The 15,849-nt window shown below is 32.9% G+C and carries 11 protein-coding genes, 2 pseudogenes and 1 riboswitch; of the genes and pseudogenes, 7 read left to right on the top strand and 6 right to left on the bottom strand.

Translation table 11 applies throughout. The features are described 5' to 3' along the window. The first annotated feature begins 341 nt into the window (after nt 1-341). The gene (locus LQ622_RS08940; protein ID WP_025907587.1) at nt 342-1,265 is read left to right on the top strand and encodes an AEC family transporter; all 924 of its coding nucleotides are present in this window, start codon (nt 342-344) and stop codon (nt 1,263-1,265) included. Here the strand turns inward: LQ622_RS08940 and LQ622_RS08935 are convergent. Further along, the gene (locus tag LQ622_RS08935; RefSeq protein ID WP_239774960.1) at nt 1,262-2,569 is read right to left on the bottom strand and encodes an NtaA/DmoA family FMN-dependent monooxygenase; all 1,308 of its coding nucleotides are present in this window, start codon (nt 2,567-2,569) and stop codon (nt 1,262-1,264) included. The two genes, LQ622_RS08940 and LQ622_RS08935, sit on opposite strands and share 4 nt — an antisense overlap. A 30-nt stretch (nt 2,570-2,599) precedes the next feature. Continuing rightward, nucleotides 2,600-3,352, bottom strand: coding sequence for a 3-oxoacyl-ACP reductase (locus tag LQ622_RS08930; protein ID WP_196308036.1), 753 nt, complete (start codon nt 3,350-3,352; stop codon nt 2,600-2,602). Nucleotides 3,353-3,461: 109 nt separating this feature from the next. Continuing rightward, a riboswitch (TPP riboswitch) is annotated at nt 3,462-3,563 on the bottom strand. Between the two features lie 135 nt (nt 3,564-3,698). On the opposite strand from LQ622_RS08930, the gene LQ622_RS08925 reads away from it, so the two are divergent. Further along, complete coding sequence (locus LQ622_RS08925; RefSeq protein ID WP_159316035.1) at nt 3,699-4,847, top strand: NAD(P)-binding domain-containing protein; 1,149 nt, start codon at nt 3,699-3,701, stop codon at nt 4,845-4,847. Between the two features lie 190 nt (nt 4,848-5,037). Here LQ622_RS08925 and LQ622_RS15215 read toward each other — a convergent pair. The 3 genes and pseudogenes from LQ622_RS15215 to LQ622_RS08915 form a co-directional block, all read right to left on the bottom strand. Further along, nucleotides 5,038-5,472 (bottom strand): annotated as a pseudogene (locus tag LQ622_RS15215) (PTS sugar transporter subunit IIA); the annotation flags it as partial. Nucleotides 5,473-5,537: 65 nt separating this feature from the next. Next, nucleotides 5,538-6,993: pseudogene (locus LQ622_RS08920) on the bottom strand (PTS fructose transporter subunit IIC); the annotation flags it as partial. Nucleotides 6,994-7,072: 79 nt separating this feature from the next. Next, complete coding sequence (locus tag LQ622_RS08915; protein WP_239774955.1) at nt 7,073-8,944, bottom strand: BglG family transcription antiterminator; 1,872 nt, start codon at nt 8,942-8,944, stop codon at nt 7,073-7,075. Between the two features lie 517 nt (nt 8,945-9,461). Here LQ622_RS08915 and LQ622_RS08910 point away from each other — a divergent pair. From LQ622_RS08910 to LQ622_RS08890, 5 genes are all read left to right on the top strand, one after another. Continuing rightward, nucleotides 9,462-11,228, top strand: coding sequence for a YSIRK-type signal peptide-containing protein (locus tag LQ622_RS08910; RefSeq protein WP_239774953.1), 1,767 nt, complete (start codon nt 9,462-9,464; stop codon nt 11,226-11,228). A 339-nt stretch (nt 11,229-11,567) separates the two neighbouring features. Beyond that, the gene (locus LQ622_RS08905) at nt 11,568-11,909 is read left to right on the top strand and encodes a transcriptional regulator, SarA/Rot family (RefSeq protein WP_204253235.1); all 342 of its coding nucleotides are present in this window, start codon (nt 11,568-11,570) and stop codon (nt 11,907-11,909) included. Between the two features lie 147 nt (nt 11,910-12,056). Then, a complete protein-coding gene (locus LQ622_RS08900) occupies nt 12,057-12,257 on the top strand; it encodes a hypothetical protein (protein WP_037589220.1) in 201 nt (66 codons plus the stop codon). A gap of 134 nt (nt 12,258-12,391) precedes the next feature. Further along, the gene (locus tag LQ622_RS08895) at nt 12,392-12,688 is read left to right on the top strand and encodes a DUF3219 family protein (protein ID WP_204253236.1); all 297 of its coding nucleotides are present in this window, start codon (nt 12,392-12,394) and stop codon (nt 12,686-12,688) included. Between the two features lie 5 nt (nt 12,689-12,693). Beyond that, nucleotides 12,694-13,659, top strand: a complete 966-nt coding sequence (locus LQ622_RS08890) for an LLM class flavin-dependent oxidoreductase (RefSeq protein ID WP_239775067.1) — start codon at nt 12,694-12,696, stop codon at nt 13,657-13,659. Nucleotides 13,660-13,845: 186 nt separating this feature from the next. Here the strand turns inward: LQ622_RS08890 and LQ622_RS08885 are convergent, their stop codons facing one another. Continuing rightward, nucleotides 13,846-15,648: an acyltransferase family protein gene (locus LQ622_RS08885; protein WP_239774951.1), complete on the bottom strand. Its 1,803-nt coding sequence runs from the start codon at nt 15,646-15,648 to the stop codon at nt 13,846-13,848. Nucleotides 15,649-15,849: the final 201 nt, after the last annotated feature.

The raw sequence follows: 15,849 nt of genomic DNA, 5'->3' as shown, positions 1-15,849 counted from the left end.
TAGTGTATATTTTATAAATTGAGTAATGATGAAATAAGAATATTGGCTGTGATGTGAGTTAAAGAGGTAGTAAACACACGAGATCGTCAAAGATGTGAGTTAAAGAGGTAGTAAACACACGAGATAGCTGAAGATGTGAGTTAAAGTCAAAATAAACTCACGAGTTCCATAAAAACCTAATTCTCTCGCACATCCCAGCCCTAACATGATTCAAATCCTGTATTATTCTCTCACATATAGCACACGATTATTTGTAATATTAAAAAGACGCCCAACGATTTAATAAGAATGTTATGATATTACTATCAAAAACTTATCTTATACATCGTGGGGGTGTCTTTTTGTCTGAAATGCTGAATATTTTACTAACGGTTGTTGTACCGATTTTTCTAATGACGGCGTTAGGTTATGTGCTTCAAAAGCGTGTGAAACTTGATTTACGTACGCTCGCAAAATTAAATATCAATGTGTTTGTGCCTGGATTTATTTTTGCGAAGTTTTACAAAGCTGAGTTAGCGGTCAATTTATTATTATTAATCATCGTATTCTTCGTCATATACATAATTGCTTTATATATCGTCGCTTTTGCTATCGCCAAAATGCAAAATTTAGATAAAGGTAAAGAGACGACTTTAACAAACAGTGTGCTCTTCTTTAACTCTGGTAACTACGGTGCGCCGTTAAATGATATTGTATTTAAAAGTGATCCACTCGCAATGTCTGCACAAGTTATTGTATTAACACTGCAAAATGTCTTCACGTTTACATATGGTGTCTTCGCAATTCAATCTGTTCAATTAGGTAAACTTAAAGCATTACTCAATTATTTTAAGATGCCTATTATATATGCACTCGTTCTTGCTATTATTTTAAATTATAATCATATTCCAATTCCTGAGTTCATGTGGACGACTGTCAGTTATTTGTCTGATGCTATGATTGCGATTGCTTTAATTCTTCTCGGTGCACAAATTGCCAATATTAAACTTAATTTTAAATGGTCATCTTCTTATATTTATATCTTTATAAGATTAGTTGTTGGACCAGCTATCGCATTAGTCATTATAAAATGCATGGGGTTAGATGGCATTATCGCACAAACACTATTTATTGCTTCAGCGATGCCAACATCTGTGAACAGTTCAGTTATTGCGCAAGAATATGATAATTATCCAGCTTTAGCTGCAGAATTAGTCTTCATGTCTACGTTGTTTAGTTCTATTTCAGTTGTTGTTGTCATTTATTTATCTTATTTGATTTTTTAATGGACATTTAAAAGTTCTTTAAATGTCTGACTTGAATAAGCTTCTCTATAGAGTCCACGTCGTTGTAATTCTGGAACGATGTATGTTACAAAATCTTCAAGACTATGTGGTAAAGTAGGTGGCATTAAATTAAAGCCATCTGCAACACCAGACTTAAACCAAAGCTCCATTTCATCTACTATTTCTTCAGGTGTTCCTATTAATGTGAGATGCCCACCACCTGCATTGAGATATCCTAATAATTCTCTCACTGTAGGGGCGGTATCTTCTATAATTTCTAAAATTGTTTCATATCTGCCTACTGGACCATCGAACGCTTCTACAGGTGGAAGTTCTGGGACAGGTTCATCCAATGCCCATTTCGAACAATCTTGTCTAACAAACGTACTTAATTGTTTGATGGCATTTTCAATTGGTAAAGCTTTATCTAATTTTTCTTTTTTGAGCAGTGCTTCTTCTCGTGTTTCGCCAACATAAGTGACTAATCCTGGGAAGACTTTAATGTATTTCCCGGGTGTATCACTTTCGCTAATAGCCGTATTTAATTTATTTCTATAAGCTTTCGCTTGTTTCAAATTCCATGAAACTGAATAAACTGCATCTGCATGTTTGACGGCTAATGCAATACCTTGTTTGGATGCACCAGCTTGCATAGCGACAGGTTTCCCTTGTGGGCTACTTGGTGTCGATAAAGGTCCATTTACTTGGAAATAATCGCCAGAATGATGAAAAGCATGCACATGCTCATGATTAATCACTTTATTGTTATGACGGTCATGAACGAAGTCTTCTTTATGCCAAGATGTAAATAGTTTGTCCATCAATTCAGCAAATTCTTGAGCTTTATGATATCTAGCATCATGCTGAGGTAAAGCTTTCATACTATGATTTTGAGCTTCTATATCTGTCATAGATGTTACTAAGTTCCAACCAACACGACCATTCGTCGCATGATCGAGCGTTAAAATTTGCCTAGCAGCAGTATAAGGATTTGAAAATGAGCTTGATATTGTTGAAACTAGACCAATATGTTGTGTAACTTGTGATATAGCAGTTAGATTCACAATTGGATCTAACCAGAATGCAGGTAATTCGCTATCTGACTTTGCAGGGAATGATTGATTATCTGCAAAGAATACGGCATCTAATAAACCTCTTTCTGATAGTTGTGCTAATGATTGATAATAAGAGATATCACCAATCTGTTCGATAGAGGAGTCTTCCATAAGCCATGCAGCTTGATGATGGCCACAGCCATATAATAAGACACCAATATTGAGTTGATCACTTCTTAAATTACGCATTTCTATTCTCCTTATCTCTCTTTTGGAATTCTAGTTCATTGTTAAGCCGCCATCTACAGTATAATTTTGGCCAGTTATACCACTTGCTTTATCAGAAGCAAGGAAGCTCACCATATTTGCGACATCTTGTGGTGAAGTGACTTTTTTAAGAGGTGTTGATTGAGCAATTAAGTCGAACACTTCAGGTGTTGTTACAGAGCTGGCATCGGTCGTTTTGAGTAAGCCACCTGAAACAACATTGGCTGTAATGCCGTATTGACCTAATTCAGCAGCGATATTACGCGTGAAACCAATTAAACCAGCCTTCGCAGTTGTATATTCGTGATAAGGTACGACAGGATTTTGGAATAAGTTTGTACCGATGCTAATGACAGCACCTTGTTTTCTTTCAATGAATTGTGGTGCAACACTTTGCACAATATTAAATGCTGCTTTTAATGTGCCATCAATTTGTTGTTGATAGTCTTCCCATGCAAGATCGACGAATGCTTTTTGTTTTACTGGGTCAAATTTAAAGTTAACTAAAGCATTGTTGACAACGACATCAATTTTTCCAAAATGTTTCGTACCTTCATCAATTAACTGGTCAACTTCAGAACGATTTGTCACATCCGCTTGAATAGCAATCGCTTGTTCTGCACCGATTTCAGCAACTAACTGTTCTGCTAACGCTTTACTATTATGATAATTAATGATGACTTGATGTCCTTCAGATGCTAATGTACGTGCGATTGTTGCGCCTAATCCTCTGCTACTACCTGTTACTAAAATTGTCTTTGTCATATGTAACACTCCCATATAGAATTTTAAATAAAAAAATACACAACCTTCTCGTAAGAAAGTTGTGTAAAAACAAAGATATTTATAAAAAGGGCATAGTCATCCCTATAAATTCTTTTCACAAACACTTTCCTACGCTAGTACGATCTAGTTCAGGTTCAAAGGGTTCGAGTTCATACTCATCTCAGTTAAAAAAACACCCCTAGTGCATCTATTTAATTACTTTCAATGTATAGTTTTTAATAATCGATGTCAAGTTTGTATAAATGTTCAGTTGCAAAAGATAGGTAAAATCGGTTATGATATAAAACGTACTGATTACGATTTAAAAAAGAATAAAGGTGATAAGATGAAGTGGACGATAGTAGGTGGTGGTATCCACGCGATAACGATAGCATTAGAATTAAAAGTTAAAGGATTAAAAAATAAAGACTTAACAATTATTGACCCGCACGATGTGTTCTGTCATCAATTTGACCATCGAACGCAAAATATTAGTATGCCTTATTTAAGGTCTCCAATCGTACACCATGTTCACCCAAATCCTTTTCATTTAAAACAATATTTTAAGAAAATGGATTATGCAGGTGGTATTTATGGTAAGTATAAAAGACCGAAAAGAGATATGTTTATGGACCATACAGCAGAACAAGTTGAATATTATCGATTACATGAATGTCATGTTAAAGATACTGCAGTAGATATAAAGAAATATCGAGATAATTGGTGTGTCGTATTGGAATCAGGGGAGATGATATATACACAGAATGTCATCATCGCATCTGGTTGTAACCATAAGCCAAAGATTCCAAAAATGTATGAACATGCACCAGATGTACAACATATTTTTGAAGATACTAATATTCAATTTAAAGAAAGTTCTCATGTCGTTGGAAGTGGGATATCGGCTGCACATTTAGCGTTAAAATTAATTTATCATGATGATGAAAAACATGTACATTTATGGACGAACAAGCCGTTAGAAATTCATGATTTTGATGCTGATCCAGGGTGGTTAGGACCTAAAAATATGGCAAGCTTTTCAAAAGTGATAGATCCAGAAGAGAAGATGGATATTGTCTTAAAAGAACGTCATAAAGGTTCGATGCCACAAGAGTTATTCATTAGATTAAAGAAATATGTGAAAAAGGGCAGACTAACGATACATCTCAATGAATTAGATCATATTAACAATCATCAAATCATAACAGTTGATGGGAAACATATGGATTATGACCATATATTATTGGCAACAGGATTTGATAATACTTTATTAACACAACCAATATTAAATCGTTTAATTCATGAATATAAAGCACCACTCAATAAATGTGGGTATCCTGAAATTAGCAAACATTTAGAATGGCTGCCGAATTTATTCGTATCAGGTGGATTAGCTGATTTAGAATTGGGACCTTTCGCTAGAAATATTATGGGTGGAAGAGAAGCGGCACGCAAGATAGGTGAGAAGTATCACGAAATAGAGCAATGCAGTTAGACTTATAAGACATAGAAAAGAGTCTGGGACATAATGTAATGTCTCAGACTTTTTTAGTATCTTGGCAGTAGATGTCTGAATTGAAAATGCGCTTGTACCAAGCTTTTTTCAACTCTAGTCATCCTTGCCGGGGCGGGACTACGAAATCTTTTTTATCTAAATTAGATTTCTGTCCCGCTCCCTTTTTAAATTAAATTTCTTTCAAAATGTTATAAATAGCTTCTGTGCTTTCAGCGTTGATTAATTTTTCTCTAGTATCATCGTCCATAAGCGTACGTGACAGTTTTTGTAATAACTTCAAGTGTGTGTCACTACTATCATTTGGTACAGCAATTAAGAAGATGATCTTAGGTTGTGTTTCATCTAAACTTTCCCATTCAACACCTTGTTTGTTATTAAGAACAGCTACGACAGGCTGTTTGACAACGTTTGATTTAGCGTGTGGGATGGCTACATTCATGCCAATTGCTGTTGTTGATTCTGATTCGCGTTTCAATACAGCTTCTTTTAACGCTTTTTCATCGTCTATAAAGTTGTGATGTTTTAAATTGTGAATTAGTTTATCGATTGCGTCATCTCGAGACATTTCAGCGTCTTCTATTGTGATGACTTTTTCGTGAAAGACTTGTTCTGATTCTGTCTGAGTTTCATCATTTGATGATTCTTTTTGATTGTTATCATCTTCATCTAATCCCATAAATGATGTTGTCATACCACTATTAGATGATTCCATTTCAGGTGTTGCAACGGTTGCTTCTTTTTTCTTTAATAAAAGTGTGACAAGCATTGTAACACTACTTCCGATGATGACAGCAATAAAGAACCATAGTATTTTATCGATACCACCAAGTACAGCTACAATCGGACCACCATGTGCAACTCTATCGCCAACGCCACCTATAGCTGCAATAGCTGCTGCAACCATTGCACCAATCATATTTGCGGGAATAATACGTAATGGGTCTTGTGCGGCGAATGGAATAGCACCTTCAGTAATACCGAATAAGCCCATTGTAAATGATGCTTTACCCATTTCAATTTCACCTTTATTAAATTTACGTCTATTGATAAAAGTAGCAAGACCTAAACCAATAGGTGGTGTACATACAGCTACTGCAACCATACCCATAACGGCATAGTTTCCTTCAGCAATTAAAGCTGATCCGAATAAGAAAGCAACTTTGTTTACTGGACCACCCATATCGAATGCAATCATAGCTCCGATAATAAGCGCTAAGATAATACTATTTGTACCTTGCATACCTTTTAACCATGTTGTTAAGCCTTCAAAAATACTCGCAATCGGTGCGCCGATAACAAATATGAAAATAAGTCCTACAATAATTGAAGAAATAATAGGAATAATGATAATTGGCATAATCGGTGCCATTGCTTTAGGAATTTTAATATTTTTAATCCATTTAGCAATATAACCTGCTAAGAAACCAGCAACAATACCACCAAGGAATCCTGCACCAGCTTCACTTCCGTAAAAGCTACCATCAGCAGCAATTGCGCCACCAATCATACCTGGTACTAAACCTGGTTTATCAGCAATACTAACTGCAATGTAACCAGCTAGAATTGGAACCATAAAACTAAATGCTAAACTACCGATATTTTCAATGGATTTCCAGAATGAATCATCAGGAATTTTAAGACCTTCAGGTGTTGTATGCCCACCTAAAGTTAAAGCAATGGCCATTAATAAACCACCAACTACGATAAATGGCACCATGAATGAGACACCATTCATTAAATGTTGGTAGACCATTTGTAGACCACTTTTTTGTTCTTCGTCATCATGAGTTTGTTTATTGCCACCTTTTTCATGATGGATATGTGCATCTTGATCGATGATGCGTTGAATTAATAATTTAGGGTTGTGAATACCTTCTCTAACACTTTCGTTAATTAATCGTTTCCCGTCAAATCTTGATAAATCGACTTGTCTGTCAGCAGCGATAATAATACCGTCCGCTTCTCTAATTTCTTTTGATGTCAGAACATTTTCTGCACCGACACCACCTTGTGTTTCTACTTTAATATCTATGCCCATTTCTTTTGCGGCTTGTTCTAATTTTTCTTGAGCCATATAAGTATGTGCAATCCCGTTTGGACAAGATGTAATTGCTAAAATTTTCATAACGTCAGCTCCTTCTTAATTCAATTGTAAACGCATTCACTGAAACATAAAAAAGAATAATTGCCGTTAGTAGTGGCAATTATTCTTTAAAACGATCAATGATATATTGTTTGAATGGTTCATCTTCTAATTTTAGTAAATGTTTAACATCTTGTTCTGTTAATGCAGCGATACTGTGTATGATTTTCTTCATTACTTGTTTATCTTTGTCTGCAATAGATAAGAAGAATACTAAATGAACTTTATGCTGTTTCCATGATATATCTTGGCGGAGTCTAAACATTAATACATGTGACTTAAAGACTTTAGTAGGGTCACCATGTGGAATAGCGATGCCATTTCCAATATAAGTTGATGAGAACTTCTCTCTTTCTAATGCACTTTCAATATACCCACTTGATATTGCATGTTGTTGATTAAGCAAACGTTCCGCATGTTGGAATATATCAACAGTAGAATGTATGTCTGTTTCGATTGGTACCGATAGAAAGTCGATAGGCAATAATGCGTCGTTATTTAAAATAGGGTTTTGCTTTTGATTTAAAATGGTTTGAAATTTATGTGCATCTTCTTCTGAAAATAAAGGCGATACTTGAACAACTTGTACATTACTAGGGATATGTGTCATATCAATTTCGTGTGTTGTAACGAGTATATCCGTATTAGAAAATGGGTAAGTTGAAACGTCTTCAAGTTTAATCGTATCCGTAATATTAATTTTATGGTTTAACTTTTGAATTTTTGCTTCTAATAAGCTTGAAATGCCAAGTCCATAGTAACAAGTAATGACAACGTTAAATTGATCTTGTACATTACGATCTATCGATGATTGAAAATGCAATGCTAGAAAGGCTATCTCGTCTTCACTTAAATTAAGTTGTGCATCTTCTTCCAGTAAATGAACCGTTTCATATAATGCATTGAACACAAATGGGTATTGCTGTTTTATATCCTCTGTAAGCGGATTGTTAATATAAACGTTCTTAACGATACGCAAATATGTTCTGCTAAAATGTGAATAAACATTTTCACGAAGTACAGCATCTTGCATAAAATCTATACCGACTTTGGCATTCATTTGATAAATTAAACGTTCAATATAACTTTGAATAAATATTTGTTTGAAGCCAAGATCATATTTATCAAAATAATAGCTAATAAAAAATGAAAATAACTTCGCTGTTTCATCGCTTAAAGTGTACTTAAGTTGTCTATTAATATCTTCTATAATTGCCCGGGAAATGGCCAATGCCTCTTGATTAATATCCCATTGTTCTGTTGTATCGTGGATTCTTTTGAAAATAATGATCAGGTGTACGAGCAACTGTTTAATATGTACTTTTGAAGTTTGTATATGGTTATGCTCTAAATGTTGTTCCATAATATGCATCATTAATTCGCTATGCGCTTTTGGGATTTCATTCAAAATGAAGTCCTCTACCTTAACATTGTTTGTAGAGAGTTGGTTTAAATGAAGAATAGCGTTGCGAATATCCATTTCATTGCCACTTACCGTAACACCTTTTCTTTTAACAAGTTTAATCGCAACGTCATAAGATTCACACCAAGCTTGAATTTGATTTAAATGATCGATGAGTTCATTCTTCGTTAAAGCATAGTCTTCAGATAATTGTTCAAGCGTAACAGATCGTTTATACATTAATAATTGATAAGCCATCTTGATGAGTGTTTGGCCGTTCTTTTCCGTATATTGATTCAATATGGATTCTATCTCTTCAGTTTGATACAACTCGTGATTTAATTGATAACCACGCCCTTTAATACTGATAATGACATCTTTAATTTCACTATTAATATATTTAATATCGCTTCTTACAGTTCTATTTGAAACATTCAAATAGTCAGCTATTTCAGTCCCGTTTAAATAACTATCACGATTTAAAAGTAATAGCCTCATTAATTTCACATGTCTTTCTAACAATAATCCCACCACATTTCAAGTCCACATTTAGATTCATATTATATTGTAAGCATTTAATGAATGGGTGACAAATAACGATAATTCTAGAGTGTCCAATTAGTTGTGAGTGTTCTTTAATTCCACTTAAAATAACTATTTTAAAAAACTAAAAAAATAATCTTATACTGTTGATTTTGTAGTTAAGGATAGTAGGAAAATAATATAAGAACTATATTAATAAAGCTAAATTAATACGATAAAAATAAATAGTGTATAAGCAAGATTCTTTGAATAAAACTAAATTAATATACGGAAATATTTGTTTTTACATTGTTAACATTTTTTATTCATACAATTATTTATAAATAAAACAACTGTAACGTAAATATTAAATAAAATATCGAATTCTTATAAAATTATATAAAAAGTACTTGAAAATTTTTCAAAATGTATTGTATAATTTTTCTGAAGTTTATTGTGTATATTTACATCATTTACAAAGCAAACTTCATATTTTACGTTTTGATAAAAGGATGGGGAAGTTAAGGTGGAAAGGAAAATTAATAAACAAAGGTTTAGTATTAGAAAGTACTCTATTGGCACAGGATCAGTATTATTAGGGGTACTAATATTTTTAGGGGTCAATCAAGAAGCGCAAGCAGCTGAGAATGATCAAGCTACTGAAAATGTTATGACCGAAGAAAGTACAATGAGTGAAGAAAATCCTATAAATAACGCAAACAACATGACGGAAAACACAGACACTAACACTAACGAAGCGGAAAATAAAGAAAGCTTGCAAAATGATGATAAAAATACAGAATCAGAAAGTGTAAATGAAGCAACAACAGAAGAAAGACAGCCAAACAGCAATCAAACTTCAAATACAACAGAAGAAAACATGGAATCAAATATCACTCAACCAAATGAAACTGCAAATACAGATTCAAATAATGAACGTAATGAAAATACAGATAGAATGACTGCAACTTCAGCAGAAACAGACAATCAATCAATTATTCAAGACATTAGTGTTAAGATGTTATCTCCTGAGAATGGAAGTACTATTGATTACAATACAAATATTAATCTAGCTTTAAATATGACATTTAATCCTAATGCAAAGCCTGGAGATAAGTTTGAAATAAAGCTACCAGATTATATGAATAAGTATAGTGGATCAAAGATGTTAGATGTTTATGATAAAGAAGGGGAATTATTAGGAAATGTTAATTATGAGAACAACAAATTAATATTTACTGCTGATAATTACTTTGATACACATACTGACATAAATGCAAACTTAAATATTGTTACAAAAGCAACTTCACCAATTTGGGAAAACAACACTTCTCGAGAAGTTGGATTATTGATCAATGATAATTTTGTATCAACAAATAATACTTTAAATCTTAAAGTAAGCACATATTCTGGATATACAGAATCTCTTACGCCAGTTCAAGAATATAAAGAAGGAGTAAGTGATATTTTACATATGTATTCAACGCCTCAATTTAAAGAGTCAGGCAGACATACTGTAGAATTCATTTCTGAAAATTATCCAGATGCATATTATAACTGTGAAGCAATCGAAAAGTATGGATTAAATTTACACTATGGTGTTGCTAAAAATAACTATACGCTCGTAAATACAGTTAAAGATGCGGATAAATACAACATAAAAGTCGTTTGCTCTAAAGGGAAAGTTACTGTTTCTATGGATGTAGAGCAAGGTTATGGTTATACAGTAGCAGTCCCAGTTTTACTTGCAGATAATATTAAACAACAACAAAGTATGGATGAATTTTATTTTTCAAACAATTCAACTGCACCAGAAGGTACTACATGGTCTGGTAAAAAACTTTTAAAATATGATTGGCAAAAAGGTGACGGTAATGGTAACAAACCTGTGAAGCCAGAAGAGCCAGAGCAGCCAGAACAACCAGAACAACCAGAACAACCGGAGCAACCGGAGCAACCAGAACAACCGGAGCAACCAGAGCAACCGGAGCAACCGGAACAACCAGAGCAACCAATGGAACCAATGGAACCAATTAAAGCTAACAATCCAGGAAATAAAGATAAAACGATGGTTCCTCTTAAATCTGAAAATATGAATAACCAAAATAATGATAATGAAAATAATATGTCTTCTGGAAAAATAAATATGAACACGCATAGTGACAAAGATCATAAAAGTCAAATGCTTCCGAATACGGGTGAAGCTAATGTTGATAAAGGTTTAATTGGTAGTTTAATAGGTATATTTGGTGCTAGCTTCCTCTTATTCAAGAGAAGAAAAGTAACTAAATAAAAAGAAGATATGTAATTTAAAAGGTTAGTTAAAAGTGATGTTTGTATAAGTTTGAACGATAAAGAACTAAATATTGTTTAAGATTTGGTCATTTCTAAATATAGAGAAGATGAAGTAAGTTTATTCTTCTTATTTAGTGTAGGACTGAGGATAGATGTTTATTGAATCCAAAAATAATGAGCCTTTTCTTAGTGTAGAAAAGGCTCATATATTTAAATTATAGAGTATTCATTTATTAGTATATTCCATAGCAGCTAATGAATTGAAAAATATGTTTATTGTATTTGAGTTTCAATAATATATTTAGTTGAGTGCTTTTAAAGGTTAGGAGAGGTTAGTATGAAAGGCATTATACAATATGAATTACATAGAAAAGATGTTTTGAATCAAATACATGATAAGAAGAAGTTAAAGAAAATAGACATTATAACGTTGTTTTATATAAATGAAATGAATGCTACAAAAATTTATGTGCGACGTCTGAGGAAACTTATGTACAACACTTCTTCATCTGAAATTGCATCATCTTTAAAAAATCTTGAATCATTAGGGTATTTTAAGAAAAAACGAGATGTTCAAGATGAAAGAAAAATAATATTATTTGATATTGATTTAGAAGCAATAAGAGAGACGTTAGACTTTATTGAAGAAACGTTAGACGAAAAAGATTTAAAATTTTAAATAAATCTCCTACTTAATAGGTAGGAGGTTATTTTTTTAAAGGCGGTTCTGCACATAACTGATGTTTAAATTAATTGGGTAATAAGGTAATATTGGTGTAAATAATAAATGTTAGAAAATAAGTAAATTATATAAGGAGCAATGAAAATGGAACCAATTCAAGAAGTTATATCAACGGTACAAAAGTTAATAGATAATAAGGATATTAGCGCTTATAAAATTAATAAAGATATCGGAATTGCAGCGACTACTATTAAACAAATTAGACAAGGTATACACGATATCAATAAGCTTAAATTTGAAACGGTTATTGCGTTATATGAGTACCAAAAAGCATTAGAAAAATAAGGCTACAAGTTACATATCAATTATACTTGAGCTCATCATAATGTTCACTTACTATAAACAGAATGCATGTATTATATCTTTCGACATATTATACTGAACTTAGATAATAAATATAAACTTTGAAGGTGACGTAATTGGTTGAAAATATATATTTAGATGAAACGAAAATTCCATTAACATTTTTTGAAGACGAAACTGTAGATGGTTTATATAAAGTAACAATTGAATTTAATGTAACGAGTGAAGCGTATCACGATATTGCAGTTTTGTTATATAGAGGGCGTTTTGATGTTGAAGTTCCGGATAAAGATAAGAAGTTTAAAGGTGAAATCTATAATTATTCAACGTCTTTAACAAATTTATATGAGGACAATCAAGTTGCGGTGTACCGTCTTGTGCTTAAAGAAATACGAGAGGACCAAAAGGGATGAACGGTATGAAATTGAGTATACTTGATCAATCACCGATTGCACCTGGTCAAACAGCGAGTGATGCTTTTAAAGATTCGTTGGCATTAGCGCAATTAGGAGAGGCTTTAGGTTATGAAAGGTATTGGCTAACTGAACATCACGGTTTGTCCAACCTTGCAAGTTCAGCGCCAGAGGTATTACTTTCTTATATTGGTGCGCATACAAACCGTATTAGAATTGGTGCGGGTGCTATCTTGTTACCACATTATAGACCGTATAAAGTTGCCGAGCAGTTTAATACTTTGGCTACTTTATTTCCAAATAGAGTAGATTTAGGTATAGGAAGAGCACCCGGTGGCTCAGCTGAAGCAACTAATGCGTTATCGAAGCATTTTTTGAAACAAGTGTGGGCTTTACCAGAACTGTTAGAAGAATTATTGATGTTCTTGGAAGGTCAATTTCCTGTAGATCACGAATATCATAAAGTAAATGTGTTACCACAACCTGATGTACCACCAACACCGTGGTTATTAGGAACAAGTGAGAAAAGTGCTTTACTTGCTGCTAAAAATGGCATGCCATATGTGTTTGGTGCTTTTATGAGTGATCAAAATGGTCGTGCAATTGTGGATCGTTACCGTGAACATTTTGAACAAAGAAATCAAGAAACACCTAAAGTGATTGTAACGGTATCTGTCATATGTGCAGAGAATAATCAAGAAGCGGAAGCACTTGCTATAGAAAGTTTAATACCTAAAGCACAAGGTGAAGATAAAAAAGAAAAAGTACAAACATTTGATGCGTTAAGTGATCGTGAAAAAGAAATGCTTAATGACATGAAAGACAATATGATTATTGGTGATGTTGAAACCGTTCAATCAAGACTTCAAACAATTCGAACTGAATATCAATGTGATGAAATCATGGTCAGTACAAATACAATAACGCATGAGGATAGAATGCAATCTTATAGATTATTAGCACAAATATAAATACTTGTTTCAGAACTCAAATATGATATTAAAGGGTGATTTCGTATGATTTTATTAATAGGAAAAATCATCATCTCAGTCGGTCTCATAGTCGGTTCAATTATAGAAGAAACAATACGAGCTAAACGAAAAAAAACAGTCTAGAACAAAATAGGGTTCTAGACTGTTTTTTGTTAATTTCAAATATTATGACTTGATGTGTTTATTTATTTCGGATACGAGTGTTTGTACGCCTTTATATTCTAAATGCACGCCGTCATAGGCGAAGTATTCTGAATGGTCTTTTGCTTTTTGATACCAATTGACTAATTGAACATTCTTATGTGAATCTGCTGCTTTTGAAAGTTTCTTGTTGACACTTTGTTCCCAATCTCTTGGTACGTGTGTATTCACGACATATACATGCGCATTACCAAACATTTTAATGAGCTTTGTCAAATCATCATAAGAAAAATCTCCATTCGTACCAAGTTCAAGTACGACTTGTTGATTGGCTTTATTAAATGTACTGTATTTTTCTTGAACGAGTGGAATAGCGTCATTTAAATTACGACCGACTTTACCATCTATTATTGCATCTGGATATGCTTTATGTATTTCTTCCCCGATATCAACCATGACGGAATCACCGATAAATAACATTTTATCTTGATGTTTCCCTTTATAATCATGGGTTTGTTCACTATTAACATTAATTTTAGGAATAGGTAATATCAAACTATTCCTATCATCGTGATTTGAAACTTTAAAAGTCTTCTTGGCATGATGTTGTTGCGTTTGTTGTAAATAATCAAAATGTCCAGAAAGTATTGTTAACGTAAGACCAATTAATACTAAAGTAATGCTACTCTTAGCAATAAGTGATTTTAATTGAGCTTTTCCAGGTTTGAAATACGCTAGCCCGTGTATTCTAATAGGTACTTCAACATAACGATATGAACATTCAGCTAACAGTAACGTTAATATGATTTCTATCAATATCATGTAAAAAGGGATTTGCCCTTGAACGAAATGTTTATTGATAAATGTTATGACAGGGTAATGCCATAAATATAAACTATAAGATCTCTGTCCAATCCATAACAATAATCGATTACCTAATACTTTAGATAATAACGTGCTAGGATGAACAGCACTCGCGATAACAGGTAAAGAACCTAAAGATATAAGATAAATACCACCAAAGTATAACCAATTGTCACTGGATGAAACAGTCAACATAAAATAAATTAATAGCGCAATTGAAATACAACCTATCGTTTCAATTCCAATCTTTAACGGCGTTATAATATGCTGTTTCAATCTAAAAGGCGGCCATATGTATGCTAGTATTACACCTAATAGCAAAGTTTGTAATCTAGTGTCTGTTCCGAAATATACTCTTGAATTATCAACATTCGGTTCAGCAATTAAAATCATTAACAATAATGAAATAAGAGAAGCTATAAATACAACTAAAAAGAAATGTCTTTTTAATTTTTTAATGCGAAGTAATATCATTAATAAAATTGGCCAAAATACGTAAAATTGTTCCTCAATCGCTAGACTCCATAAATGTTTAAGTGGCATCACTTTGAAGCTATCAAAATAACTAACATGATGAAAAATATACCACCAATTAGATACATAAAATAAAGCAGCAAACGTATCTTGTTTTACACTTTTAATAATACTCGGTTCAAATAATAAGGTATATATGAGTACAATACTTAATAAAAATAAGACTGCCGGCAGTAACCTTTTAATACGTTTCTTCCAAAAATGTAAGAGGTCAATCGTGCCAGTATGTTGATATTCATGGATTAATAAGCTCGTAATTAAATAGCCAGAAATGATAAAAAAAGTATCCACACCTAAAAAACCACCCGATAACCACTTAGGATTAAGGTGATAAATAATGATAGCTATAACCGCAATTGCACGTAAGCCATCTAAACCATATAAATAACGAATTGGATGTGACTTTATCTCTTTCATTTGACCATTCATTTCTCATTGTCTCCTCAATAAATTGTAAAAATTTCCAATAAGAAATATTGTACCATAATTTACCAAAGATATACAAAAAAAGGATAGTGGAGAGAAAGGGGCTAACGATCAAGACTCGAAAACAAGATTGTTAGAAATTGTAACGTTCAAGAAACCGAAACAAGATCGTTAGCCGGCAACATATACGGAAAAACTCAAAAA

This window comes from Mammaliicoccus sp. N-M50 (assembly GCF_022386995.1).
Taxonomy (GTDB): domain Bacteria; phylum Bacillota; class Bacilli; order Staphylococcales; family Staphylococcaceae; genus Mammaliicoccus; species Mammaliicoccus sciuri_A.
Note: the sequence above shows the minus strand (reverse complement) of the source record. Positions and strands in the feature narration are given on the sequence as shown.